21 protein-coding genes, 1 other RNA gene and 1 pseudogene are annotated in these 25,603 nt (G+C 50.4%); 9 read left to right on the top strand and 14 right to left on the bottom strand.

Annotated features, from left to right (window positions below; all coding sequences use genetic code 11):
* Window positions 1-106 precede the first annotated feature (106 nt).
* From ACLJNW_RS04950 to ACLJNW_RS04935, 4 genes are read right to left on the bottom strand one after another with little or no spacing between them, the layout of a single operon-like run.
* Window positions 107-400, bottom strand: coding sequence for a ferredoxin family protein (locus ACLJNW_RS04950; protein WP_000093362.1), 294 nt, complete (start codon window positions 398-400; stop codon window positions 107-109).
* Window positions 397-1,683, bottom strand: a complete 1,287-nt coding sequence (locus ACLJNW_RS04945; protein WP_023204085.1) for an FAD-dependent oxidoreductase — start codon at window positions 1,681-1,683, stop codon at window positions 397-399. The genes ACLJNW_RS04950 and ACLJNW_RS04945 overlap by 4 nt, the downstream gene beginning before the upstream one ends.
* A gap of 56 nt (window positions 1,684-1,739) precedes the next feature.
* Window positions 1,740-2,675, bottom strand: a complete 936-nt coding sequence (locus tag ACLJNW_RS04940) for an electron transfer flavoprotein subunit alpha (RefSeq protein ID WP_001015880.1) — start codon at window positions 2,673-2,675, stop codon at window positions 1,740-1,742.
* Between the two features lie 21 nt (window positions 2,676-2,696).
* A complete protein-coding gene (locus ACLJNW_RS04935; RefSeq protein WP_000692101.1) occupies window positions 2,697-3,461 on the bottom strand; it encodes an electron transfer flavoprotein in 765 nt (254 codons plus the stop codon).
* Between the two features lie 462 nt (window positions 3,462-3,923).
* Between ACLJNW_RS04935 and ACLJNW_RS04930 the strand changes: the two genes are divergently transcribed.
* Entirely contained in the window at window positions 3,924-4,814 is an 891-nt protein-coding gene (locus ACLJNW_RS04930) for an AraC family transcriptional regulator (RefSeq protein ID WP_000284832.1), read from the top strand.
* Window positions 4,815-4,889: 75 nt separating this feature from the next.
* Here the strand turns inward: ACLJNW_RS04930 and ACLJNW_RS04925 are convergent, their stop codons facing one another.
* From ACLJNW_RS04925 to ydiK, 9 genes and pseudogenes are all read right to left on the bottom strand, one after another.
* The gene (locus tag ACLJNW_RS04925; RefSeq protein WP_000347819.1) at window positions 4,890-6,041 is read right to left on the bottom strand and encodes an acyl-CoA dehydrogenase; all 1,152 of its coding nucleotides are present in this window, start codon (window positions 6,039-6,041) and stop codon (window positions 4,890-4,892) included.
* Window positions 6,042-6,054: 13 nt separating this feature from the next.
* On the bottom strand, window positions 6,055-7,650 hold the full coding sequence (locus ACLJNW_RS04920; protein WP_000700599.1) for an acyl CoA:acetate/3-ketoacid CoA transferase: 1,596 nt from the start codon (window positions 7,648-7,650) through the stop codon (window positions 6,055-6,057).
* Between the two features lie 153 nt (window positions 7,651-7,803).
* Window positions 7,804-8,562 (bottom strand): type I 3-dehydroquinate dehydratase, encoded by a 759-nt coding sequence (gene aroD, locus ACLJNW_RS04915; RefSeq protein WP_000860224.1) that lies wholly within the window; start codon window positions 8,560-8,562, stop codon window positions 7,804-7,806.
* A gap of 44 nt (window positions 8,563-8,606) precedes the next feature.
* The gene (gene ydiB / locus ACLJNW_RS04910; protein ID WP_000383488.1) at window positions 8,607-9,473 is read right to left on the bottom strand and encodes a quinate/shikimate dehydrogenase; all 867 of its coding nucleotides are present in this window, start codon (window positions 9,471-9,473) and stop codon (window positions 8,607-8,609) included.
* A 66-nt stretch (window positions 9,474-9,539) separates the two neighbouring features.
* Window positions 9,540-10,774, bottom strand: a pseudogene (locus ACLJNW_RS04905) (MFS transporter).
* Between the two features lie 363 nt (window positions 10,775-11,137).
* Window positions 11,138-12,349, bottom strand: coding sequence for an MFS transporter (locus ACLJNW_RS04900; RefSeq protein ID WP_000797666.1), 1,212 nt, complete (start codon window positions 12,347-12,349; stop codon window positions 11,138-11,140).
* A 140-nt stretch (window positions 12,350-12,489) separates the two neighbouring features.
* A complete protein-coding gene (locus ACLJNW_RS04895; protein WP_000980451.1) occupies window positions 12,490-12,849 on the bottom strand; it encodes a YdiL family protein in 360 nt (119 codons plus the stop codon).
* A 167-nt stretch (window positions 12,850-13,016) separates the two neighbouring features.
* Window positions 13,017-13,124, bottom strand: an RNA gene (rprA, locus tag ACLJNW_RS04890) — antisense sRNA RprA.
* Window positions 13,125-13,306: 182 nt separating this feature from the next.
* Complete coding sequence (gene ydiK, locus ACLJNW_RS04885) at window positions 13,307-14,425, bottom strand: AI-2E family transporter YdiK (RefSeq protein WP_000248615.1); 1,119 nt, start codon at window positions 14,423-14,425, stop codon at window positions 13,307-13,309.
* Window positions 14,426-14,689: 264 nt separating this feature from the next.
* On the opposite strand from ydiK, the gene ACLJNW_RS04880 reads away from it, so the two are divergent.
* The 3 genes from ACLJNW_RS04880 to ACLJNW_RS04870 all read left to right on the top strand — a co-directional run bounded on the left by ACLJNW_RS04880 (window position 14,690) and on the right by ACLJNW_RS04870 (window position 18,440).
* The gene (locus ACLJNW_RS04880) at window positions 14,690-17,746 is read left to right on the top strand and encodes an FAD-binding and (Fe-S)-binding domain-containing protein (protein ID WP_024154572.1); all 3,057 of its coding nucleotides are present in this window, start codon (window positions 14,690-14,692) and stop codon (window positions 17,744-17,746) included.
* Complete coding sequence (gene menI, locus ACLJNW_RS04875) at window positions 17,743-18,153, top strand: 1,4-dihydroxy-2-naphthoyl-CoA hydrolase (protein ID WP_000637930.1); 411 nt, start codon at window positions 17,743-17,745, stop codon at window positions 18,151-18,153. Before ACLJNW_RS04880 ends, menI begins: the two co-directional genes overlap by 4 nt.
* Before the next feature lie 98 nt (window positions 18,154-18,251).
* Entirely contained in the window at window positions 18,252-18,440 is a 189-nt protein-coding gene (locus tag ACLJNW_RS04870) for a YdiH family protein (RefSeq protein WP_001537749.1), read from the top strand.
* A gap of 287 nt (window positions 18,441-18,727) precedes the next feature.
* Here the strand turns inward: ACLJNW_RS04870 and ACLJNW_RS04865 are convergent, their stop codons facing one another.
* Window positions 18,728-20,074 carry an L-cystine transporter gene (locus ACLJNW_RS04865; RefSeq protein ID WP_000261861.1) on the bottom strand — a complete coding sequence of 449 codons (1,347 nt, stop codon included), beginning with the start codon at window positions 20,072-20,074 and terminating at the stop codon, window positions 18,728-18,730.
* Window positions 20,075-20,500: 426 nt separating this feature from the next.
* Between ACLJNW_RS04865 and sufA the strand changes: the two genes are divergently transcribed.
* The 5 genes from sufA to sufS are packed head-to-tail and all read left to right on the top strand — an operon-like array spanning window position 20,501 to window position 25,591.
* The gene (gene sufA, locus ACLJNW_RS04860) at window positions 20,501-20,869 is read left to right on the top strand and encodes a Fe-S cluster assembly scaffold SufA (RefSeq protein ID WP_000418973.1); all 369 of its coding nucleotides are present in this window, start codon (window positions 20,501-20,503) and stop codon (window positions 20,867-20,869) included.
* 8 nt (window positions 20,870-20,877) lie between these two features.
* Entirely contained in the window at window positions 20,878-22,365 is a 1,488-nt protein-coding gene (gene sufB / locus ACLJNW_RS04855) for a Fe-S cluster assembly protein SufB (RefSeq protein ID WP_000089383.1), read from the top strand.
* 16 nt (window positions 22,366-22,381) lie between these two features.
* Window positions 22,382-23,128 carry a Fe-S cluster assembly ATPase SufC gene (gene sufC / locus ACLJNW_RS04850; protein WP_017465450.1) on the top strand — a complete coding sequence of 249 codons (747 nt, stop codon included), beginning with the start codon at window positions 22,382-22,384 and terminating at the stop codon, window positions 23,126-23,128.
* Window positions 23,103-24,374, top strand: a complete 1,272-nt coding sequence (sufD, locus tag ACLJNW_RS04845; protein ID WP_000907941.1) for a Fe-S cluster assembly protein SufD — start codon at window positions 23,103-23,105, stop codon at window positions 24,372-24,374. Before sufC ends, sufD begins: the two co-directional genes overlap by 26 nt.
* Window positions 24,371-25,591, top strand: coding sequence for a cysteine desulfurase SufS (sufS, locus tag ACLJNW_RS04840; RefSeq protein ID WP_023204877.1), 1,221 nt, complete (start codon window positions 24,371-24,373; stop codon window positions 25,589-25,591). The genes sufD and sufS overlap by 4 nt, the downstream gene beginning before the upstream one ends.
* The last annotated feature ends 12 nt before the right edge of the window (window positions 25,592-25,603 follow it).

The following is a 25,603-nucleotide window of genomic DNA, read 5'->3' as shown; positions in this document are numbered from 1 at the left end:
CGCTCCGGTTTTTGCGCGCTGTCCGTGTCCAAACTGGCTGCGCCAATAACGCCTACTGGGATAGGCTCTAAGACGCCGTAGCGTCGTTATCCGGTGTTTCAGAGCGTCAGCCGTAGCGAAACTCAACGCCGAACGTTCCCGCCGGGTATTCCCATTTTTCGAGAAGAGTATTGCCGCAGAGAACCCTGCAGGTCCCGCACTCCAGGCAGCCCGCGGAGTCAAAATGAATATTTCCCGCATCGTCCAGCTTATAGAGTCCGGCAGGGCAGGCTTTTATTAATTTATTAAACTCCTGCATGTCAGGCGAGGAGCGCAAAATGATATGTGGGTGTCCTTCATCTACGTAAAATTTATTTACGCCCAATTTGACGTCAACATTCACCTTATTGTCCGAACTCATAATGCCGTAGCCCCTTTTATGCCGTCTTTTAATAGATTCACCAGTCCAATTTTTTTCGCATGTGACAGGATAGTTTTACGCAACGGTGGGACTGGACCGCCATCAACGGTGAACAGATCGCCCACAATGTTTGCCGCCATTCGCGGGTACTCGGTAAAAAGCCGTGGGTTTTCCATTAATCCGGGGAGTTTGCGGAAATGCCGCATATCGCGTAACACGCCGTTTTTCTCCAGCGCGCGTTTGTAACCGGCAAGACTCGCGGCGGAAAAATCTTGCCGCGCTTTAGCGTCAATGGCGGTTTGAGCGGCCGCTTGCGCGGACGCGATGGCTAAATCCATGCCGCGGACGGTATAGCCGAGATTCAGGCAAAGACCGGCGGCGTCGCCGACAATCATCACGCCGTCATTTGCCAGCTCCGGCATCATTGCTATGCCGCCTTCGGGCACCATATGAGCGGAGTATTCGAGCAGCGTTCCCCCCTGAATCAAAGGGCGTATTGCCGGATGCTGTTTAAAATCTTCCAGCATTTGCGGTACGCTTTTGGTCGCGTGAGCAATGTCGCCCAGGCCACATACCAGCCCCAGAGAAACCGAATCGCGGTTGGTATAAAGAAACCCGCCGCCCATGAGCCCGTTGGAGGGCGCGCCAGCGAATAACCAGGCGGCGCCTTCATGGGACGCCAGATTAAAACGCTCTTCAATAAGTGCCGGAGAGAGCCCAATCAACTCTTTTACGCCGACGGCATAGTGATGCGCAGACGAGGCAGGCACCATGTCCAGTGAACGGCCCAGCATGGAATTCACGCCGTCCGCGAGAATCACAATATTCGCATCAAGAATATCATCCCCGGCCTGAACGCCAGTGACGCGATTGCCTTCACGTACCAGAGCGTCGACCCGTACACCTGGGATAAACTGCGCGCCAGCCTGCTCCGCCTGCGCCATTAACCACGGGTCCAGTTTGTTGCGCAGTACGGTATATGACGTAAGGGGCGGAGTAGGGGGCGCGCGGTGAAAATCAAGTGTGACGGCGCTTTCTTCGGTTAAAAAGGAGATTTTTTCACGGGTAACGACGCGTTCGATGGGGGCGGACGTTGCGAATCCCGGCATAATACTTTCGATACTGTGAGCGTAGAGCCGGCCACCGGTCATATTTTTGCGGCCCGCGCTGTTTCCGCGTTCAATAACCAGTACATCCAGTCCCGCTTTTGCCATCACATACGCGGCGACCGTTCCTGCTACGCCTGCGCCCACCACAATAGCGTCAAATTTATCATCCGACATGCTTTATGCTCCTTTCCCGCCGTATCGACGACGGGAGATGTGCGTTGAAAAAGGAATTAGCGGCTTAACTGGTCGATGAGGGCAGGAACAACCTTATAGATATCGCCCACCAGACCATAATCGGCATAATTGAAAATGGGCGCGTTTTTATCTTTGTTTATTGCGACAATAATTTTTGCGCCGTTTCCACCCACCATATGTTGAATTTGGCCGGAAATGCCCAGTGTCAGATAGAGATCGGATTTCAACAGAACGCCGGATACGCCAATATAACGCTCGCGTTCCATCCAGTTTTCACCTTCCGCAATGGGGCGGGAACAGCCCACTTCTGCGCCGAGGACGGTCGCCAGTTTATGCACCATATCCAGATCGCTTTGCGCCGCCAGGCCTCGTCCTACCCCGATGACCCGTTTGGCTTTGCTCAAATCGACGCTGCTTAACGATTTCGCGCGCCGCTGCTGGCACAATACCTCGTGGCGTGGTGCAATATATGCCAGCGTGGTCTGCGGGCAAGTATGACCGGGGAGAGGGGCGGCGGGTTCCAGCACGCCGGGTGCCAGCGTAATAATCGCCTGCGGGCTGTTTAATTTCTCTTTGCCGAAAGCAAGTCCGCCGTACATGCGATGCTCTGCGTGTAGCGTCCCGTCGAGGAGGTCAATAGACGTCGCGTCGTTCACCATCACGGCGTCAAGCTGGATGCTCAGCCGGGCGCCCAGCGCTTTACAGCGCTTGGTCGCCGCCATGAGCAGCAGCCCATTTTGGTCGCCTAATAACGAGGCCAGCGTTTCGGCATAGTTTTCCACGCGCTGCAAATCCGTATGCGATTCAAGAATGACTATCTCATCAGCGCCAAGCGCTTTCACGTAGTCGATCTCCGTGTTTCCTTGCACGATGGCGTAAACTTTTTCTCCCCACTGCCGCGCGCCGGTCATTAATTCGGCATAACGCTCTACGTTATCGCTAAATACCCATACGTTAGCTAAATGATTCATGATAATTTTTCTCCGTTGGGTTTAGTTCAGGGATTTTTTCAAATGGTCGGCCAGTGCGGTAATGGCTTCCGGCGAATCGTTATCGAGAATGATATGCTTGCGTTCTGTCTGCGGCGGTACCGAGATGGCGACCAGTTCCGCCAGTGGCGTGGTTGGGGTCCAGTGGATATCGCTCGCCAGCCACGACGTAACGGCTTTTTTCCCGGCGCCGAGAATGGCTTTCATTGACGGGATGCGTGGAACGTTAATATCTGAGGTCACGCAAAGCACCGCGGGCAGCGTGAGCTCGATAATTTCAACGTCTTCTTCCAGTGTGCGTTCAACGATGATTTTGTCGCCGTCGCGTTGAATATGGCTTACTGCGTTGATGACGGGGAGTTTCAGGAGTTCGCCAGTCAGCAGGCCCACCTGTTGGGCATAAATATCGCCGGAGCCCTCTCCAAAGAGCAACAGGTCAAAGCCGATTTTCTCCGCCGCGGATGCTAGCGCCAGCGCGGTTTCTTTGGGCAGGGCGTGCTCCAGTTGCGCATCCTGAACCATGAAAAGCGCATCTGGCCCGCGGGATAACACATCTTTGCGGACTTTTGAATTTTGTAACAGAGAGCCGCCGACGGTGAGCGCGGCGATCTCGTCGCCACCGCCAGCTAACTGCGCGGCGGCCTCAATTGCATTTAAATCAAACTGGCTGATTTTGGCCTCGGCACGATCAAAATTGAGCGAATGCTCCGGGGTCACGGTAATGTCCTGTTCTTCAGGCACCAACTTAAAGCAGGTTATTATTTTCATTGCATCTCCAGTGAGTCGCGTGCGGATAAGTAACGTAAATCTGACTGAAAATAGTCTGCGGCAGTCTGAAGAGGTTTTCGATGGGTCAATCTGTTTTCCTTGCCAACAATCTTGCACGAAAAATCTGCGAACAGAGAATCGTTAGCAACCATCTGAAAAGGGCGTCATAAAAATATAAATACGGTAGTGAGAATAATAAGTGCGAAGCATATCATCATTTTTTAACATGAAACGTGCGATGTTGTTTCTGTGAGGTTAAAAGAAAACATCAAAGATATGTCGGCTATGTATTTTTGTCTGATAATACGCTATCGACAGGTAATCTGAGCTGTCTGCAAAAGAACATAATATCTTGCATTCGGAACGAATAATCTTGTTTTGCTGGTAATCTCCACGGTTGTACAACACTGACGCTCGCTTTATTTTATCCTGGTTATCTTTTTAAACCTGACAGAGGTTATTATGTATCAGCGCTGTTTTGACTCCGCCGCGGAGACGATTTTTGAACAGGACAAGACCCCTCGATTTTCACGTTTTGTCATTAGCGATGATCCAAACTGGGAGTCTGGCCATCATATGCATGATAATGAAACAGAGCTTATTTACGTCAAAAAAGGGATAGCCAGGTTAATTATTGACTCTTCACTCTACGTCGCGCATGCGGACGATATTGTCGTCGTTGAGCGGGGGCGGCTACACGCTGTAGCATCCGACAGCAATTCGCCGGCTACCACCTATACCTGTGCGCTGTATGGGTTTTGTTTTCCAGGTTGGGAAGAAAACCAACTATTGCAGAGTCATTCCTGTCCGGTGGTTTCCGTGGTTCAGGGGAAAGAGGTCATTAAAAGTATCTTTAATGAATTAAGCGTGTTACTTCCGCAGGGGAAAAACGTATTGGCTTCCTCTGTATACGATGCATTTGCTTACACTCTGACCGCGCTTTATTATGAAAATTTTAAAAATGCCTATCGTTCTGAACAAGGCTACATTAAAAAAGATGTATTAATTAAGGATGTGCTTGTTTATCTCAATAATAATTATCGTGAAAAAATCACGCTTGACCAGCTATCGAAAAAATTTCGCGCCAGCGTCAGTTATATATGCCATGAATTTGCCAAAGAATATCATATATCCCCTATCAACTATGTTATTCAACGACGTATGACCGAGGCCAAGTTTGCGCTGACAAACACTGAGTCGCCACTGGCAGAAATTTCATGGCGGGTAGGATATGAAAATGTGGACCATTTTGCCAAATTGTTTATGCGGCATGTAGGATGTTCTCCCAACGATTATCGTAAGCAATTTAAAAATAGTCTGGTTGAGCAGGCGTATTTGCTGCCAAATACCTGACGGCGAAATATATCTGATTTATTCGGCCTGATGCCGTAAAGCAGTCAGGCCGAATAAGACGTTCCGGTACGATCCTTACTTGTTCTGATAGTCTTTCAGAATCTGGCGTCCTGCCACATAGATCATAATTTCATCCGTGCCGCCACCGATACGTTCGCAGCGAACATCGCGCCAGAAGCGGGAGACACGGGCTTCGTCAGTATAACCAAGCCCACCCATAATCTGAATCGCATCGTCAATCACTTCCATCGCTGTGCGTGCGCAGTACAGCTTAGCCAGCGCGGCGCTGGTACGCAGTGACTCTTCCCGATCGGCCTGCCAGGCGACTTTCAACACCATATTGCGCATGTTTTCGATTTTGATGGCCATTAACGCCAGCTTTTCCTGGATCATCTGGTTATGGCCGATGGGTTTACCAAAGGCGATACGCTGGTTGGCGTAACGGGCGGCATCTTCAAACGCGCATTCGGCGAAACCTGTACTGCGCGCCGCATTAATCAAACGCTCCATCTCAAAATTGTACATGACATTGAGGAAACCCATGCCTTCTTCACCGACCCGGTCGCTTTCGTCCACCTCGACATTATCGAGATAAACTTCGCATGTACTCAACATGTGCCAGCCAATTTTGTGCAGCGGATTAATCTTTATGCCCGGTTTATTTGAGTCCACCCACCAAAGCGTGAACGCTTTTTTAGGATCTTTTGGCTCCGTATCGCGCGCCAGAACCAGCATGTAAGGATATTCTTTTGCACCGGTGATAAATGTTTTTTGGCCGTTAAGATAAACCTTGCCGTTTTTACGCGTCCAGGTTGTTGTGGCGCTATTATTATCAGAGCCCGCGCCAGGTTCTGTTAAGGCTAGCGCATATGCTGGATCGCCGGTGGCCAGAGTACTTTCTGCTGTTTTACGCAGTTGTTCTGCGGAACCAAAACGGCGCATACTGTGAATGCATTGGCCGTTGGTAATCAAAAAGGCCGGAGCGCCGCATTTTGAGATTTCCATCAGCGCCAGCATTTGCGTTACATAGTCAGCCGGAATGCCGCCGAATTCTTCCGGGACGCCCAGCATCGAAATACCGTTTTCCGCCAGCGCCTGCATAAATTCTTTGGGATAGGTGCCCGTTTGATCGCAGGTACGGAAATACTCTTCCGGAAAATTGCTGGTGATTAACTCGCGAATACTGGCCAGTAATAGTTCTTGTTCTTCAGTTAATGAAAAATCCATATTTGTACTCCTTTTAATGTGTTGCGTCAGGAAGCGTGAATCCCATAGTGCTATCGGTAAATAATCTTGTGTCCATCAGTTTTAAATCTGGTGAGATAACCGGTGAAAAATCCATCTTGTCAAGAATATCCCGTTGCAGATCGACGCCAGGCGCAATTTCAATTAAATGCAGGCCATCTTGTTTGAGAGTGAAAACCGCACGTTCAGTGATGTAACGCACGTCTAACCCGCGCTCAAGCGCAATTTTTCCACTGAACGTAATTTCCGGCAGTTCGCTGACGAATTTTTTGACGCGACCTTCCTGCAGAATATTTAATTTGCCATCGGTAATTTCAGTTTTTAAACTTCCGGCCGTCAGAGTTCCGCAGAAAATAATTTTTTGCGACGTTGCGCTAATATCGATAAACCCGCCGGTGCCCATAATTTTGCCGTTGAATTTATGTACACCGACATTACCGTGTTGATCCACTTCGGCAAAACTTAAATAGCAGACATCGAGCCCACCGCCGTGATAAAAATCAAATTGTGAGGTCATATCGAGGATCGCGCGGGTGTTGACATTAGCGCCGAAGGCCACGCCCTGAGAGGTAATACCGCCCACCGGGCCAGTTTCTACGGTCAGCACGAAGTCATCGGCGCAGCCTTCCTCGCGAGCGACCAGACCAATACCGTCGGCAATGCCTACGCCCACATTGCCTACCGCGCCTTTACGCATTTCAAACAGCGCGCGTCGGGCTACCAGCTTGCGCTGATTAAGGGGCAGGGTAAGCTGGGTACTATCATCAAGAGTAAAATCCCCGGAGATAAATCGGTTCACCGGCGCGCCGCCATAGAGTTGCGTCTGGTCGGCGTCGACAACCACAATATCCACCAGATAGCCGGGAATACGCACGGATTTTGGATGCAGCGTGGCTTTTTTTACCATTTTCTGCACCTGCATCATTACAATACCGCCATTATTGTGAACGGCCTGGGCGATCACCAGCGCATCAAGATACATCACCTCATCTTCAAATGATGCATAGCCTTCGCTGTCGCAGGTGGTGGCGCGGATAAAAGCCACATTAGGCGCTATCGCTTTATAATAGAGATATTCTTTATTATCGATCTCTACCAGCTTAATGAGATCTTCTTTAGTCACGTCGTTTAATTTTCCGCCCTGTTGGCGAGGGTCGACAAAGGTACCAATACCGATATCGCTCAGAATACCCGGCTGGTGTGCGGCGCTGGCGCGCAGCGTCTGGGTTAATACGCCTTGTGGGTAGTTATAGGCGGCGATTTTATTTTGTTCAGCCAGTTCAGAAATACGGGGAGATTGCCCCCAATGTCCGCATAGCGCCCATTTTACCAATCCCTCCTGCGCCAGCGGGCTGATGCCGCGATCGGCGCGGTCACCTAATCCGGTAGGGCTAATAATAGATAAATCTCGTGGTGACTGGGTTGTTTGATATTTATCTGCCAGTGCGGTAATTAATGTTGTCGCTTCGAGAATACCGCCGCCAGCGCCCAGAATACATAAAGTGGCCTCATCTGGAATATAATTTACTGCTTCTTGTGCAGAGAGCACGGGAACGCGGCCATTAATGCGTGATGGCTTATTGATTTTCATATTTACTCCACTATTATCCCTGAAAGCAATATCGATATAACCGTGTTAAGGTAATAAAGACAGCGGCTTTCAATGAATATGGAACATATTCATATCAGATAACTATTTATTTTATTGTGGCAGAAAGAGAATATTCCGCCACACGATAAAGTATTACGCCTGGTGTAATATAGTTAATACGGTACGCAGATCGGCTACCGATATTTGTCCCGGCGCAGATGCTTTTTTCACCGCGCCAAACGTTGCTGCAGAACCGAACACTTCGCCGGCAAGACGAGATATTACCCCGGTTTTCGACATCGACATGGTAATAATCGGACGATCCGCATAGCGCTCCTGCATTTCTACAGTGGCGGTAAGTAAGGTCAGGACATCGGCTTTAGTCTGCGGCATGACGGCGATCTTCGGAATATCGGCGCCCAGTTCCTGCATTTTACGCAGACGCTGAACAATCTCTTCCGCTGCGGGCGTTTTATGAAAATCATGGTTAGACATGATCACCGCAACATTGTGTTGATGAGCATAGCCGACGGTGGCTTTCACCTCGTCGTCGCCGGTAAAAAGCTCAAGATCGATCATATCGACCAGACCGCTGTCAACCGCTGCACGATTCAGAGCGATATACTGTCCGGTAGTTAGCGCCTGTTCGCCGCCTTCTTTCGCGCTGCGGAAGGTAAATAGCAAGGGTTTATCGGTGATAATCTCCCGGATGGCGCCGGCGGCCTCAAGTACGCTTTCCGCCGTTGTCACGTTGGCAAAATGGTCAACGCGCCACTCCAGAATATCGAAATCCGCTTCACGGTAGGCGAGTGCTTCCGATTTCACATCGGTAATGGTTTTTCCCATTAGCGACACAATGATCTTTGGCGCGCCTTCGCCAACCACGAGATCTCTTACAGTTACGGTTTTCATTTGGTACCCTTCATTGTCATTCGTCGCAATTATAATTTTACCGGTCAGGCTGTGAATCCCATCACCTGCTTCACATAGTCCAATGGAAATGCTTTTCCTGTCCACAGTTCAAACTGTTCGGCTCCTTGCCATAACAACATGCCGTAACCATCAATTGTTTTGCAACCAGCTTGTTGCGCCTGCTGCAATAACTTTGTCATATGCGGATTATAAACACATTCGGTGACCAGCAATTCAGGGCGGAGCAGGGAAACATCGCCGATCAGGGATTCGTTCTCCAATGGTTTCATGCCAACTTTGGTACCGTTCGTCAGAATATCTGCGCTGGCAAGCGCTTCAGTAAAAGCGTGCTGATCGGCAAGATCGGTGACGGTAACGACGCAATCGGTGTTTTCATTCACCCGCTTCGCAAAGGCAACCGCTTTTTCGAAAAAGTCATCTTTACGGTTAAACAGTTTAATTTCCTTAATGCCTTCAATGGCTGCCTGGGCGCCAATGGCGGTAGCCGCGCCTCCCGCGCCGAGCAGCACCATGGTTTTTCCCCGAATATCGAAACCGCTTTCTTTAATTGCCCGAATATGGCCCGTACCATCCGTGTTGTAGCCGCGTAGATAGCCGTCATCGTTAACAATGGTGTTGATAGCGCCAACCAGTTTTGCTGCTGGCGTTAATTCATCGACATACTCACACGCGAGCTGTTTGTTTGGCATGGAGACGCCCGTACCGCGCATTTTTAATGCTTTCAGTCCTTCAATAGCGCTGGCAAACGTCGTGTTATCCACTTCGAAAGCCATATAGGTATACGGTAGCCCCGCTTTTTCTAACGCTTTGTTTTGCATTTCGGGCGATAAGCTATGACGGATAGGATACGCCATAAGACCAATTAATTCATATTTTGCGGTAACATCCATTTTATACTCCTTAATAAGTGGACAGTGCAGAGCAGGGCGCATGCCTGTTGCGCATCGTTAACATTTTTACTGGAAATAACGCTCGCCAAATCGGACATCGTTTTGCGGGATCTTAAATACGCGATAATAGCGAATAAATACAATAATGGCGGTGATGAATGTCAGTAGTGCAAAGGCAAAATCTAACAAAATGATATATTGCAGGCCAATAGTAGAGAGATAACCGGTGATCAGTGGAATAATAAAGTTAGCTACGCCCCCATCATCATATATATACTGGTGACTTTAGCTTTACTCTTAGGGAAAAATTCCGACATTACCGATACACCTAATTGTAAAATACCTCCAGCAGCGGAAAAACCAATCACGAAGGCGCCAGCATTACAGATCAGTGGAGAGGGATACAGGTAAATTGCCGCAGCGGTGAGTGTCGCCAGCCCGGCATTGAAAACATTGGCCCAGATAGGGCGAACCATTTTTTTCAGCAATGCGGCAAAAATAAACACGCAAACCAACGATCCCATACTGTAATAAGAGATGGTTTTCAGCGCGTCGGATTCCGCCATTCCGGCGAAGGCCATCGCATATTTAGGCATCCAGACCACAATCACATAGAAGGTTGAGAACGCGGCGACGCCAAATAAAACGGAAGCTACGCCTTCCAGCCAGACGAGGGGAGTACTGTTCATCTGGGGTAATTCTTTCGCAATACTGGCATCGACAAGTTGGCTGGGAAAACGGCTTTTCAACAGCATCAACGTGATGAGGACGAAAAGGATACCGGGGATTACCACCGCGTAGCCGTACCAGATATGGTTGACTAACAAGGCGCTGACGATAAGGGGATAAATCATTTGCCCAAAAGAGACCATCGCTTTAACCAGAATAACTGCCGAGCCCGATGCTTTGGGAAAACACTCCATTAATGCAGGGTATCCGCCGGTATCCAGCGCGGAGTTCGCCACGCCGACACACACCGCTAATATGAAAGCGATCATCAGGTTAGGACTGGCGGGAATACCGAAGAAAAACAGCATATATAGTACGGCGCCAAGCAGTATTATTGCCCGACGGCCAAATTTATCGGACAGTACGCCAAAGAATAAAATACTGACCAGACGACCAAGACCAATGCCAGATATTAAATAGGCGATACCGGCACTATCCGTGGAGAATTTCTGTGCAAGGGAGGTCATGTTCTGGGCTAGTGTAATAACACTCATGCCGTGGAGAAAGTAACTAAAATAAATGCAGATAACAGCCAGCAAATATGGCATTTTGCGAGCCTTGTTCTGAGACATTTGTTCACAGCTCCTTGCTGATGGTTTGATTCAATGTCCTGCTTATTACTGCTTTACTACATGCAGCGATTGTTCAGTAACACTATAAGTCGGTACTGTCGTTATATGTACATAACATGGCGTTTAAAATGCCAGGTTTATTGCATTGATAGCATTTCATTTGTTAGCCGGGAAATATAAAAATTGCTGCGAATTTGTTGTTTAATACATATAACTCGTGATGCTCATCGCAATTTTTCTGATAAGTGTGAAGATAATGAATAATAATTAACACGAAAATTACATTTTTTGTTTCCCGGTGATAATGGCTAACGTTTTATTTTGCATAGCAAGGCAATAATATTGCAACTGGCACGCTAACATTTATTGCGCAGTTGACGCTGCTTCAGCGTGATGTTGTGATTCAGCCCGACTTCGGTAACCGATGAACAGTGCGAGGAGAAATCCCGCTGCGGCGATACCGGTATCAAACCACATAATATGTGCAATGCTCATTTCTGAAATCCGCGCTGTGATCAACGGAATAGTGAACGTCGCGATACTGCCGGCGCTGTAATAAATGCCGGTCGCTTTACCTTTCTCCTGTGGAAAACGGGCCGCCATCAGCGTCAGGCCGATTTGTACTACGCCACCGGCGGAAGAGAATCCAATGACGAATGCGAAGATCATAACAACATAGGCCTGAGGATGCAGGCAGACCGTCAGAAGCGCAATAAAAGAGATAAAGGTATAAAACATCAATAATGTGGTAGAGCGAATTGTTTTTCTGACCAGCGGGGCGGTTATAAAAACGCACAGTAGCGAGCCGCAGGTATAAATACTTAACAGTTTGATGGATTGGGTATACGACATTCCTGCGACGAACTGTCCATACTGCGCCAGCCACTGGCTGATAAGGTAAAAGGTTGCCATCGAGATATAGCCATAAAGGGTGTAGCTGATCAGATCGATGAGGGAGCAATGATGTACGCCTGCAACAGGCGCTTGCGAGATTTTGGGTTTCAATATCCGACCAGGATAGGGTGGAAAAGGGCAGCGTAATAAAAACAGAGCATTAATAAGCATGATCGCCCCGGCAAGCAGGAAGGACCAGCCAAACCACATATTAGCCCAGACTAATAAACTGATAATAATGGGCAACAAGAATTGCCCGCCAGAGACAAATGCTTTGATCAGAATATTTGCCGTACTGGGGGAGCGAGGGAAGGCTTCCATCAAACTGGGATAGGTACCTGCATCTAAAAAACTGTTGGCCATACCCGCTAAAAAGCCACAGGCATAAGCGACAAAAATCGTCTGAGCATAAAGAATGCCAATGAAAAAAATCAGGTAACAGGCGGTCCCCAGAATGATAAAAGGACGGCGACCAAAGCGATCGGAAAGCATACCGGCGATTAACAAAACGCTTAGCCGGCCAATACCAAGCGAAGAGATCACAATAGATACGCCTGCGGCACTGGTATGCCATTGCTGTTCAAGCGATGACATGTTCAGGCTCATCAGGATAACCCCCATGCCATGTACAAAGTAATTAAAATACAACCCTACAGCGGTAGGGAAATAACGATTTTTCATATTATCTGACTCAGAGATGCCGCCTGAACGTTACAGTGGTATACACAGGCAGGAAGCATATTGGATAGGGTGACAAGTCAATGTCGTGATTGTGTGGTTTTCTATCCGGTATCAATACGATGCGGCGATAAAGTTTACGTCTAACACAGTCGCTCCAGATCATGTGCGAAAAGTTCGGCAGCAACAGATTGATAAATTTTCCACTCGATAAAATCCCCCTCTGTATAAATGGACTGAAAAGAAGATAAATCAGGGAAGTAACGCATTGTATTATTGCCGATGCGGTTATTTATTTTGTCAACAATGGCGTTAATTCGTCGCTGTCTCTTGGCTTTCATTTCCTTTAGCCTGGCAATGATTTCTGGAGAGATGGGTATGTCGCCAGCTTCCCATCGTTGCCAGGTTGCCGAATTATTATCCTGGGTGATATAGATTGTGCATTCTTCAATCGTCATATCAAAAATACGCCGTAGTGCTTGTAGTTCTAACGCGTTCATCATTTTTTAGGCTTTTATATGAAAAAAGTGATGCTATAAATAGCACCACCGACACCGTTTCGACTTGAATAGAATCACACTATTTTGTGCAATATTATTTGTTCGTTGCAGATATCGCGGTGTTGAAGGAAAACGGGAGCTGGCTTATGTAACAATGCGGCGAAAAAAGTTAAAAAAAAAGCCCATCGTAGGAGACGGGCAAAGACTACACACAGCAATTCGTTGTTTCACTCAGGGGATTTCCATGCTTATAAATCAATGTGTTGATTTATAACCGTGTGCTAATAGTAGGCATGAGCACTTTTTGCGTCGATCAGATTCGTCTCAATAGTTTAAAAACTGTAACGGATTTGCGACAGAAATGAGATGCGGCGGGGAACAGACGGGCGAATCAAAATGGAGTGTGCGTTGAATTGATAAACGTCGCTAAAGCATCGGGCGGCAATGCCGCCCGACGGGATTATGACTGCTTGTTGGCTTCCTCGATATCATCCAGCTCTTCAAGGATCTCCTCTGGTTCATTCGTCGGCGCCGGAACTTCATGTACCCATGCGGAGAACAAACGCCAGGTCACGGCCAGAAGCACCGGTCCAATAAACAGACCAATCATACCGAATGCAATCAGGCCGCCGATTACCCCGGAAAGGATCAGAAGCAGCGGTAAATCGGCGCCCATGCGGATGAGTACCGGGCGAATCACGTTATCCAGAGTGCCGACGACGGCGCTCCAAACCAGCAGCACGGTGCCCCAGGTGGTGTCGCCTGTCCAGTAAAGCCAGATAATGGCTGGAATCAATACCGGCAACGGCCCCAACTGAACCAGACACGAAAGGATCATCACTACCGTCAACAGGGTAGCGTAAGGCACGCCGGAAATCGCCAGCCCGACGCCGCCAAGTACCGCCTGTACCAGCGCGGTGACCACCACGCCAAGCGCCACGGCGCGGATCGCCTGGGCAGCCAGCAGAACCGCCGCATCGCCGCGTTTAGCCGCGAGACGACAGGCAAAATGGCGTATACCCATCGCCACTTGTTCGCCGCGCCAGTAAAGCAGGGCGCTAAACAACAGCATCAGGGCGCAGTGCATCATAAAGCGTCCGATATGCGCCGCCTGACCGACAAACCAGGTCGTGGTTGTGCCGATATAAGGCCGCACTTTCGCCATAATAGCGCTACCGCCCATATCCAGCAGGCTATGCCATCCGGCATACAGTTTGGCGCCAACCAACGGAATATTATTTAACCATGCCAGATCGGGTAGCGTCATATCGCCGCCGGTCACTGCATGGATGAGCGGGCCGCTACCATCGACAATGCTGTTCACCAGCAAGGCGACGGGAATAACGAAGAGCAGCACTAACAGCAGCGTCATGACCAGTACGGCAAGCGAGCGGCGGCCCCACAATATTTTTTGTAATTTCAGCAAAACGGGCCAGGTCGCGATAACAATCGTACCTGCCCATGCAAACCCCAAAATAAAAGGCTGTACTATCCACAAACAGGCCACAATCATGATGGCTAAAAACAGCACCGATAGCAGCACTTGCGCAATATCCCTGGGCTGACGAACATTTACCATAAATACTTTTCACCTTTGTCTTTGCGCCAGAACGTTGGCGCGACGTGAACATGCAAACCACACCCTATAATGATGAGCAATTTCAGCGGTTTTTAACAGGCCGATTCTGCATGTAATTCTGTTGGGCGCACAGGAAAAAAATGTGATACAACAAATAACGCAACACGCAAACGATTAAGCATCCCTTCCTGTGCGTAGACCGCTCGCGCTCGCCGGGTTGGGCGCCACCGTTCACAACATAGACCGCAGGAAAAGGTCAATATAATGATTCCACAAATTTCTCAGGCACCCGGCGTCGTTCAGCTGGTGCTCAATTTTTTGCAGGCGCTGGAGCAGCAAGGGTTTACGGGCGATACGGCAACCAGCTATGCCGACCGTCTGACAATGTCGACCGATAACAGTATCTACCAGCTTCTTCCCGATGCTGTTGTGTTTCCCCGTTCTACGGCAGATGTCGCGCTTCTTGCCCGTCTGGCGGCGGATCCGCGCTTTACGTCGCTGATATTTACCCCTCGAGGCGGCGGTACTGGCACGAATGGCCAGGCGCTAAACCAGGGCATTATTGTTGATATGTCCCGCTATATGAACCGCATTATTGAAATTAATCCTGAAGAGGGATGGGTGCGGGTAGAGGCGGGAGTGATAAAAGATCAGCTTAATCAAGCGTTAAAGCCGTATGGCTATTTTTTTGCGCCGGAACTTTCCACCAGTAATCGCGCCACGCTTGGCGGTATGATTAATACCGATGCCTCCGGTCAGGGTTCGCTGGTCTATGGAAAAACGTCAGATCACGTCTTAGGCATACGGGCCGTATTGTTGGGGGGCGATATCCTTGACACGCAATCGATGCCCGTAGAGCTTGCCCGGACGCTGGGTGAAAACACGACGACGCCAGGCCGCATCTATCAGACCGTCTATCAGTCCTGCCTGGAAAACCGCCAACTTATCCTCGATAGCTTTCCAAAGCTCAATCGCTTCCTGACAGGCTACGATTTACGCCACGTCTTTAACGATGACATGACCCGCTTCGATCTCACCCGCATCTTAACGGGGTCGGAAGGGACGCTGGCGTTTATTACTGAAGCCCGGCTGGATATTACCCCGATACCCAAAGTCCGCCGTCTGGTGAATGTAAAATACGACTCCTTTGATTCCGCGCTGCGTAACGCCCCTTTTATGGTTGATGCGCGCGCCTTATCCGTCGAGACGGTCGATTCCAAAGTCCTTAACCTCGCGCGGGAAGATATTGTCTGGCACTCCGTTAGCGAATTGATTACCGATGTGCCGGATAAAGAGATGCTTGGCCTGAATATCGTGGAATTCGCGGGTGACGATGAAGCGCTTATTGACGGACAGGTCGAGGCGCTGTGCCACCGGCTGGATGGCCTGATGGCGCGAGCGGAAGCGGGCGTGATCGGCTGGCAACTTTGTACCGATTTGACGGGTATTGAGCGTATTTACGCGATGCGTAAAAAAGCGGTAGGGCTGCTGGGTAATGCGAAAGGCGCTGCCAAACCGATTCCTTTTGCGGAAGATACCTGCGTGCCGCCTGAACATCTGGCCGATTACATCGCCGAATTTCGCGCCCTGCTGGATGGTCATGGCTTAAGTTACGGCATGTTCGGCCACGTGGATGCCGGAGTGCTGCATGTGCGCCCGGCGCTGGATATGTGCGATCCGCAGCAGGAACTGTTGATGAAACAGATCTCCGATGAGGTCGTCGCGCTGACCGCCAGATACGGCGGGCTGTTGTGGGGCGAGCATGGAAAAGGTTTTCGTGCGGAATACAGCCCGGCCTTTTTCGGCGAAGTCCTGTATGGCGAGCTGCGCAAAATAAAAGCGGCTTTTGATCCGCATAATCGACTTAACCCGGGTAAAATCTGTCCGCCGCAGGGGATAGAGGCGCCGATGATGAAGGTGGATGCGGTAAAACGCGGCACCTGGGATCGGCAAATTCCGCTGGCGGTACGGCAGACCTGGCGCGGCGCTATGGAGTGTAATGGTAACGGCCTGTGCTTTAATTTCGATGCGAAAAGCCCAATGTGCCCGTCGATGAAAATTAGCCTTAACCGGATCCACTCGCCGAAAGGGCGGGCGACGCTGGTGCGGGAATGGCTCCGTCTATTGGCCGATCGCGGCGTCGATCCGTTGAAGCTGGAAAAGGAGTTGCCAGAAAAACGCGCCAGCTTACGCACGCTGATTGCCCGCACCCGGAATAGTTGGCACAAACGCAAAGGCGAGTATGACTTTTCCCATGAAGTTAAAGAGGCCATGTCCGGCTGTCTGGCGTGTAAAGCCTGTACGACCCAGTGTCCGATTAAAATCGATGTTCCGGAGTTTCGTTCACGTTTCTTACAGCTTTACCATACGCGTTATCTGCGCCCGGTACGCGATCATCTGGTGGCGACGGTCGAGACCTACGCGCCGCTGATGGCGCGTGCGCCAAAGACCTTTAACTTTTTTATTAACCAACCGGTGGTTCGTAATCTGGCGAAAAAACATATCGGTATGGTGGATTTACCTCTGCTTTCTGCCCCTTCATTGCAACAGCAACTGGTGGGCCATCCGTCCGCTAATATGACGCTTGAGCAACTGGAGCGCATGAGCGCCGAGCAAAAAGCGAAAACGGTACTGGTAGTTCAGGATCCGTTTACCAGCTACTACGACGCCCGGGTCGTGGCGGACTTTATCCGCCTGGCGGAAAAACTGGGCAGGAGGCCGGTATTGTTACCGTTCTCGCCGAATGGTAAGGCGCAGCATATTAAAGGTTTTCTTAATCGCTTTGCGAAAACGGCGAAAAAAACCTCTGAGTTCCTTAATCGGATCGCTGCGTTGGGGATGCCGATGGTGGGCGTCGATCCGGCGCTGGTTCTGTGTTATCGCGACGAATACAAACTGGCGCTGGGCGAACAGCGCGGCGATTTTCATGTGTTGCTGGTGAATGAATGGCTGGCGCAGGAAATAAATGCAAGACTGTCCGTCGAGGTGAGCGGCGAACCGTGGTACTTTTTTGGTCATTGTACGGAAGTCACGGCTTTACCCGGCGCGCCTGCGCAGTGGGCCGCCATCTTTGCCCATTTTGGCGCGAAGCTGGAAAATGTCAGCGTAGGCTGCTGCGGTATGGCGGGCACTTATGGACATGAACTAACCAATCATAAAAATTCGCTGGGAATTTATGAGCTATCCTGGCATCAGGCGATGCAACGTTTACCGCGAAACCGTTGCCTGGCAACCGGTTATTCCTGCCGAAGCCAGGTTAAACGCATTGAAGGTACGGGCGTGCGTCACCCGTTGCAGGCATTACTGGAGATTATAGGTTGATCTGGAAACGTGAAGTGACCCTCGATGCGCTTAATGCGATGGGGGAAGGGAATATGGTTGGCCTGCTTGATATCCGCTTTGAGCGTATTGGGGACGATACGCTGGAAGCGACAATGCCCGTCGATCATCGCACCAAACAGCCGTTCGGCTTGCTGCATGGCGGAGCGTCTGTGGTGCTGGCGGAAAGTATCGGCTCGGTCGCAGGTTATCTGTGTACGCAGGGGGAGCAAAAGGTGGTGGGGCTGGAGGTGAATGCCAACCATGTACGGTCGGCGCGTCAGGGGCGCGTACGAGGCGTCTGTAAAGCGTTGCATACCGGGGCTCGCCATCAGGTCTGGCAGATAGAGATCTTTGATGAACAGGGACGTCTGTGCTGTTCTTCGCGTCTTACTACAGCGATTGTGTGACGTTGTCACCATAAAAGTGTGATGCATATTGCTTTTGGTCAAAATGTGCGCAGAAAAAGGTGATATACTGTGCACGTTTACACATAAGCGAGGATGATATGTCTACTGATTTGGACCCAACCCAACTGGCGATTGAATTTTTACGCCGTGATAAAACCGAACTTTCTCCCGCGCAGTATTTGAAGCGTTTAAAACAGCTGGAGTTAGAGTTTGCCGATCTCCTCACCCTCTCTGCAACCGAACTGAAAGAAGAGATCTATTTCGCCTGGCGGTTGGGCGTGCATTAATAAAGTCTGTGTAGGCCGGATAAGGCGTTAGCCGCCATCCGGCTATGTTACCAGGCAATCTCACCAGACACTGTCCCGCGGTAATAGATAACCCCCTTGATTTTGTTTAAAAAAAATACAGATCGCCATTTGTGCTAAAAAGGCGCGCTCTCTTTATGAGATTATTCTTATGCCCCTTCAAGAGCTAAGCCATTAAGAGTGCCGGAGATAAGCGCCGGATGGGGCCGGAACCCTTAAGCCTGTATTGAACAGACTTAAGGGTTTTTCTTTTCCGGGCGCGTAAAAAACTAAGGTCTGTCAATAACCGCCGGCATGTCGTCAGCCGTATGATTATTCAAAATACGGTTAGCCAGCACCCCTGACATCATCGATCCGTTAACGTTCAGTGCCGTGCGGGCCATATCAACGATAGGTTCGATGGCAATAAAAATACCGACCAGCGCAACGGGAAAATTCAACGTCGACAGGACAATCAGCGCCGCGAACGTACCACCGCCGCCGACGCCGGCTACGCCAATAGACCCTAGCGCAATGGCAGGCAACATCGCGGCCAGAAAATGCAGCGAGAGCGGATCGATGCCGATGGTGGGCGCAATCATCGCTACCATAATAGCCGGATAAATCCCGGCGCAGCCATTTTGCCCCATACTGGAGCCAAACGAGGCGGAAATATTGGCAATGGTGCTTTGTACGCCAAATTTTTCCTGGGCGGAAATGGCCAGCGGAATAGAGGCTGCGCTGCTACGGGAGACAAACGCAAAGGTTAAGACGGGCCAGACCATTCTGAAATAACGCGCTGGATTATTACCGCTGAGGATCAGCAAGATGGCGTGCACGATAAACATCATGAAAATCGCGATATAACAGGCGCCGATAAAACCAAGTAAGCTGGCGAATTGTTCAAAGTGGTATGATGAAAATACGGTAGTCATTAATGCCATGACGCCATAGGGCGTTAATGCAATAACGATACGTACCATCTTCATGACCCATATCTGAATAGCGTTAATGCCTGCGCTTAATTTCTGACCTTCTTCCGGCGCCTCTTTTTTGACCTTTAACAGGGCGATCCCCGCTATTAGCGTGAAGATAACGATGCCGATAACGGAAACACTTCTGGCCCCCGTAAGATCAAGAAAAATATTAGTCGGAATCAGCGATGTCACTAACTGGGGAATCGACACCGCGGCAGTCTTATTGACTTCTTCCGTAGTTAACATTGACGGCATGTGCACAAAAGCGCTGGCGTCAAGCCCCAGCACATGAGCGGTCAGTAATCCGATAAAACCGGCAACCATCACCAGGCATAACATGCATCCGACGATCGTCAGCGACATTTTTCCGATGCCGGCACTATTTTCCAGTTTATTGATGGCGGAAAGAATAGAAATAAAAATTAGCGGTATAGCGACCAGTTTTAACAGGTGGACGTAACCATTGCCGACGATGCTGTACCATTCGATAATAGTTTTAGTGTGATTTGCTGAAATAAAATGCAGGGATAAACCAATAACAGCCCCTAAAAAAATAGCGATAAAAACGCTTTTCGACAGGGAATCGCTTTTTTGATTAATTCTCAAGATGACCCACGAGAAAACCAAAAAAAGTGCGATATACGCGAGCGTAACAACCATATTTTAAGCCTCTTGCCTCATTCAGCACCTGAAATGCCGGAAAGAGTTTACATAAACCTATAGCTCAAACTGAGTTATAGAACCGCAGCGGATTATAAAGAGCGCAACGCCAGGTATCCATACAAAAAATGGGGTTCTGACCTCGCCGCCCGGCAATGTCGACAGCCTATTAATTAAATAGTCATTTTCTATACATCTTTTCGTTTTTGACCTGCCAGAACGGTTAATGTCTTATAAATCATTACTTATCAAAATGTTAAGCGATTTTTTGTCTGTCGTATGACCTGGCGGACAGGGTCTATGCTTAATAAAAGGCGCTCAATATGACCATTTGTTGGAAAGCCCCTGCGGTTAAGGGGTTGAAGTGATAATCATTATCACTAACATGCTGTTATATCCTGGTGATTTAGAACGCGAGGTAACTCTATGGAATTGCATTCAGGCACGTTTAACCCGGAGGACTTCCCCTGGCAAGGGCTGACGCTAACGCCAGCGGCGGCAGCGCACATACGTGAACTGGCAGCAAAGCAGCCGGGCATGTTGGGCGTGCGGTTAAGCGTAAAACAGACGGGATGTGCCGGATTTGGCTATGTTCTGGATACCGTTCGGGAGCCGGATAAAGACGATCTGGTTTTTGAAGCCGAAGGCGCAAAGCTTTTCGCACCGTTACAGGCGATGCCTTTTATTGACGGAACAGAAGTGGATTACGTGCAGGAAGGGCTGAACCAGTTATTTAAATTTCATAACCCCAAAGCCCAGAATGAATGCGGCTGCGGCGAAAGTTTTGGGGTATAGGCGGTACTATGTCTCGTAATACTGAAGCAACGGAAGAGGTCGGCATCTGGACAGGCGGACGCCTTAATTACAAAGAAGGATTTTTCACGCAATTACCCACTGATGAACTGGCAAAAGGCATCAGCGAAGAGGTGGTGCGCGCGATTTCCGCAAAGCGTAACGAACCTGAGTGGATGCTGGAATTTCGTCTCAATGCCTATAGAGCCTGGCTGGACATGGATGAACCGCACTGGCTGAAGGCGCACTACGATAAACTGAACTATCAGGACTACAGCTATTACTCTGCGCCATCATGCGGAAACTGCGACGATAGCTGCGTTTCCCAGCCGGGAGCCGTACAGCAAACGGGCGCGAATACCTTTTTGAGTAAAGAGGTTGAAGACGCCTTCGAGCAACTTGGCGTTCCGGTTCGCGAAGGGAAAGAGGTCGCCGTCGATGCGATTTTTGACTCGGTCTCCGTAGCGACCACATACCGTGAAAAACTGGCGGAACAGGGCATTATTTTCTGTTCTTTTGGCGAAGCGATACACGATCACCCTGACCTGGTCAGGAAATATCTTGGCACCGTCGTGCCGGGGAACGATAACTTTTTTGCCGCGCTGAATGCGGCAGTCGCTTCCGATGGGACATTTATCTATGTTCCCAAAGGCGTGCGTTGCCCAATGGAGTTATCCACCTATTTTCGCATTAACGCCGAGAAAACCGGTCAGTTTGAGCGCACGATTCTGGTGGCGGATGAAGGCAGCTATGTGAGTTATATCGAAGGCTGCTCCGCGCCCGTACGCGACAGTTATCAGCTCCACGCCGCGGTAGTGGAAGTCATCATCCATAAAGATGCTGAAGTAAAATATTCCACCGTACAAAACTGGTTCCCGGGCGACAACAACACGGGCGGCATTCTGAACTTTGTGACCAAGCGGGCGTTGTGCGAAGGGGAAAACAGCAAGATGTCGTGGACCCAGTCGGAAACCGGTTCGGCGATTACCTGGAAATACCCGAGCTGTATCCTGCGCGGTGATAATTCTATCGGCGAGTTCTATTCCGTTGCGCTGACCAGTGGACATCAGCAGGCTGACACCGGCACCAAAATGATCCATATCGGTAAAAACACGCGCTCAACCATTATCTCAAAAGGCATTTCCGCCGGCCACAGCCAGAACAGCTACCGTGGGCTGGTAAAAATTATGCCGACGGCAACCAACGCCCGAAATTTCACCCAATGCGACTCCATGTTGATTGGCGCGGACTGCGGCGCGCATACGTTCCCGTATGTTGAATGCCGCAATAACAGCGCGCAGCTGGAGCACGAGGCGACAACATCACGCATCGGTGAAGATCAGCTTTTCTATTGTCTGCAACGCGGCATCAGCGAAGAAGACGCTATTTCGATGATCGTCAACGGTTTCTGCAAAGACGTTTTCTCGGAACTGCCGCTGGAGTTTGCCGTTGAAGCGCAAAAACTGCTGGCGATTAGCCTTGAGCACAGCGTCGGTTAATGATGAAGGAAAACCCATGTTAAGCATTAAAGATTTACAGGTCAGTGTGGAAGAAAAAGCGATTTTGCGTGGCCTGAATCTGGAGATTCGCCCCGGCGAAGTTCACGCCATTATGGGGCCGAACGGTTCCGGGAAAAGCACGCTCTCCGCCACCCTGGCGGGACGTGAAGATTATGAGGTCACCAGCGGCTCGGTTACGTTCAAGGGTAAAGATCTGCTTGAACTGTCGCCGGAGGAACGGGCGGGCGAAGGGATTTTTATGGCCTTCCAGTACCCGGTAGAAATCCCCGGCGTCAGTAACCAGTTTTTCCTGCAAACCGCGCTGAATGCCGTGCGCGCCTACCGCGGGCAGGCGTCGTTGGATCGCTTTGATTTTCAGGATCTGATGGAAGAAAAGATCGCATTGCTGAAAATGCCGGAAGATTTACTGACCCGTTCGGTAAACGTCGGTTTTTCCGGCGGGGAGAAAAAGCGCAATGATATTTTGCAAATGGCGGTGCTGGAGCCGGAACTGTGCATCCTTGATGAGTCTGACTCCGGACTGGATATCGATGCGTTGAAAATTGTGGCGGAAGGCGTCAACGCGTTACGCGACGATAAACGCGCTTTTATTATCGTGACCCACTATCAGCGCATACTGGACTACATCAAGCCTGATTACGTCCATGTCCTCTATCAGGGGCGAATTGTCCGATCCGGCGATTTTACTCTGGTCAAACAACTGGAGGAGCAGGGTTATGGCTGGCTTACCGAACAGCAGTAAAGCGCTACAGCAATGGCAGCATCTCTTTGAGGAAAAAAGAGAAAGTCGAACTGAGCAGGCAAGACAACATTTACAACAGATGTTACGTCTGGGATTGCCGACGCGTAAACATGAAGACTGGAAATACACGCCGCTGGAGGGCTTAACCCATAGCCAGTTTATCCAGCAGTGTGCGACTATCAGCGCCGCACAGCGTGATGCGCTGGCGCTGCAAATCGATGCCGTGCGGCTGGTGTTTGTCGATGGTCGGTTTATGCCAGAGCTCAGTGATAGCACGCAAAACAGCGGATTTGACGTTAGCGTCAGGGATGAGCGCCAGACGCTTGCCGCGCCGGTACATCCCGAGGTTTTTCTGCATCTGACGGAAAGCCTGGCACAATGTGTCACGTATATACAGGTACGGCGAAATCAGCGTCCGACCAGGCCGCTACTGTTAATGCATATCACGCAGGGCGTGGATGGCGACGAGCTGAACACCGCGCATTATCGCCACCATCTGGCGCTGGCGGAAGGCGCGGAAGCGACGGTTATTGAGCATTATGTCAGCCTTACAGCGGCAAAACATTTTACCGGCGCGCGTCTGACGATGAACGTTGCAGACAATGCGCAACTGCGTCATATCAAACTGGCGTTTGAAAATGCGTCCAGCTATCACTTTGCGCATAACGATCTTCTGCTGGCGACAGACGCCTCGGCGTTTAGCCACAGTTTTCTGCTGGGCGCCGCAGTACTACGTCACCACAGCAGCTCACAACTGAATGGTGAAAACGCGACGCTTCGACTGAATAGTCTGGCGATGCCGGTGAAAAATGAAGTCTGCGATACGCGGACATGGCTGGAACATAACAAAGGCTACTGTAACAGCCGCCAGTTGCACAAGACCATCGTCAGCGACAAAGGACGCGCGGTCTTTAATGGCCTGATTAACGTGGCGCAACACGCCATTAAAACCGACGGCCAGATGACCAATAATAACCTGTTGTTGGGGAAACTGGCCGAAGTCGATACCAAACCGCAATTAGAGATCTATGCCGATGACGTGAAGTGCAGCCACGGCGCGACGATCGGGCGTATTGACGATGAGCAGATGTTTTATCTGCAATCACGCGGCATCAGGCAGCAGGAGGCGCGGCACATGATTCTTTACGCGTTTGCCGCAGAGTTAACGGAAGCTATCCATGATAGCGCCCTTAAACAGCAGGTGCTGGCGCGAATCGGCCAGCGACTGCCCGGAGGCCTGGTATGACATTTCCTGTAGAAAAAGTACGGGCGGATTTTCCCATACTGCAGCGTGAAGTTAACGGCCTGCCGCTGGCTTACCTGGACAGCGCAGCCAGCGCTCAAAAGCCTAATCAGGTGATTGATGCTGAATCTGCCTTCTACCGTCACGGCTATGCTGCGGTACATCGGGGTATCCATACGTTAAGCGCGCAGGCGACCGAAAGCATGGAGAATGTGCGTAAGCAGGCGTCGCGGTTTATTAACGCCCGCTCCGCAGAAGAACTGGTGTTCGTGCGCGGTACGACGGAGGGCATTAACCTTGTCGCCAACAGTTGGGGAACGGAAAATATTCGCGCCGGGGATAACATTATCATCAGCGAGATGGAGCATCACGCCAACATCGTTCCCTGGCAGATGCTGTGCGAGCGCAAAGGCGCTGAACTGCGCGTGATCCCGTTGCATCCTGACGGTACGCTGCGGCTGGAGACCTTAGCAGCGCTGTTCGATGACCGGACCCGACTACTGGCCATTACCCATGTTTCCAATGTGCTGGGGACGGAAAACCCACTGCCGGACATGATTGCGCTGGCGCGCCAGCATGGGGCGAAAGTGCTGGTGGATGGCGCCCAGGCCGTGATGCACCATGCTGTTGACGTCCAGGCGCTGGACTGCGATTTTTACGTTTTCTCCGGCCATAAACTTTACGGGCCGACCGGCATCGGCATTCTGTATGTTAAAGAGGCGTTGCTGCAAGAAATGCCGCCGTGGGAAGGGGGCGGGTCGATGATCTCGACCGTCAGCCTGACGCATGGAACGACATGGGCGAAAGCGCCCTGGCGTTTTGAGGCGGGAACGCCGAATACTGGCGGCATCATCGGTCTCGGCGCGGCGATTGATTATGTGACGTCGCTGGGACTGGATAAGATTGGCGATTATGAGCAGATGCTGATGCGCTATGCGCTGGAGCAACTGGCGCAGGTGCCTGATATCACGCTATATGGCCCGGCGCAGCGGTTGGGCGTCATCGCGTTTAATCTGGGTAAACACCACGCTTACGACGTCGGCAGCTTTCTTGATAATTACGGTATCGCGGTACGAACGGGGCATCACTGCGCAATGCCGCTCATGGCCTGGTATGGCGTGCCGGCAATGTGCCGGGCTTCGCTGGCGATGTATAACACCCATGAAGAAGTGGACCGACTGGTGGCAGGATTAACGCGTATCCACCGCTTATTGGGATAACAGTGAGGTTTT

It is taken from the genome of Salmonella sp. SAL4457, assembly GCF_046548235.1.
Taxonomy (GTDB): domain Bacteria; phylum Pseudomonadota; class Gammaproteobacteria; order Enterobacterales; family Enterobacteriaceae; genus Salmonella; species Salmonella enterica.
This window is presented reverse-complemented; position numbering and strand designations above follow the sequence as displayed.

Bases quoted from the DNA above. Each gene is read 5' to 3' on its own strand.
- ACLJNW_RS04950 (WP_000093362.1), bottom strand. From the start codon at position 400: ATGAGTTCGGACAATAAGGTGAATGTTGACGTCAAATTGGGCGTAAAT.
- ACLJNW_RS04945 (WP_023204085.1), bottom strand. From the start codon at position 1,683: ATGTCGGATGATAAATTTGACGCTATTGTGGTGGGCGCAGGCGTAGCA.
- ACLJNW_RS04940 (WP_001015880.1), bottom strand. From the start codon at position 2,675: ATGAATCATTTAGCTAACGTATGGGTATTTAGCGATAACGTAGAGCGT.
- ACLJNW_RS04935 (WP_000692101.1), bottom strand. From the start codon at position 3,461: ATGAAAATAATAACCTGCTTTAAGTTGGTGCCTGAAGAACAGGACATT.
- ACLJNW_RS04930 (WP_000284832.1), top strand. From the start codon at position 3,924: ATGTATCAGCGCTGTTTTGACTCCGCCGCGGAGACGATTTTTGAACAG.
- ACLJNW_RS04925 (WP_000347819.1), bottom strand. From the start codon at position 6,041: ATGGATTTTTCATTAACTGAAGAACAAGAACTATTACTGGCCAGTATT.
- ACLJNW_RS04920 (WP_000700599.1), bottom strand. From the start codon at position 7,650: ATGAAAATCAATAAGCCATCACGCATTAATGGCCGCGTTCCCGTGCTC.
- aroD (WP_000860224.1), bottom strand. From the start codon at position 8,562: ATGAAAACCGTAACTGTAAGAGATCTCGTGGTTGGCGAAGGCGCGCCA.
- ydiB (WP_000383488.1), bottom strand. From the start codon at position 9,473: ATGGATGTTACCGCAAAATATGAATTAATTGGTCTTATGGCGTATCCT.
- ACLJNW_RS04900 (WP_000797666.1), bottom strand. From the start codon at position 12,349: ATGAAAAATCGTTATTTCCCTACCGCTGTAGGGTTGTATTTTAATTAC.
- ACLJNW_RS04895 (WP_000980451.1), bottom strand. From the start codon at position 12,849: ATGATGAACGCGTTAGAACTACAAGCACTACGGCGTATTTTTGATATG.
- ydiK (WP_000248615.1), bottom strand. From the start codon at position 14,425: ATGGTAAATGTTCGTCAGCCCAGGGATATTGCGCAAGTGCTGCTATCG.
- ACLJNW_RS04880 (WP_024154572.1), top strand. From the start codon at position 14,690: ATGATTCCACAAATTTCTCAGGCACCCGGCGTCGTTCAGCTGGTGCTC.
- ACLJNW_RS04870 (WP_001537749.1), top strand. From the start codon at position 18,252: ATGTCTACTGATTTGGACCCAACCCAACTGGCGATTGAATTTTTACGC.
- ACLJNW_RS04865 (WP_000261861.1), bottom strand. From the start codon at position 20,074: ATGGTTGTTACGCTCGCGTATATCGCACTTTTTTTGGTTTTCTCGTGG.
- sufA (WP_000418973.1), top strand. From the start codon at position 20,501: ATGGAATTGCATTCAGGCACGTTTAACCCGGAGGACTTCCCCTGGCAA.
- sufB (WP_000089383.1), top strand. From the start codon at position 20,878: ATGTCTCGTAATACTGAAGCAACGGAAGAGGTCGGCATCTGGACAGGC.
- sufC (WP_017465450.1), top strand. From the start codon at position 22,382: ATGTTAAGCATTAAAGATTTACAGGTCAGTGTGGAAGAAAAAGCGATT.
- sufD (WP_000907941.1), top strand. From the start codon at position 23,103: ATGGCTGGCTTACCGAACAGCAGTAAAGCGCTACAGCAATGGCAGCAT.
- sufS (WP_023204877.1), top strand. From the start codon at position 24,371: ATGACATTTCCTGTAGAAAAAGTACGGGCGGATTTTCCCATACTGCAG.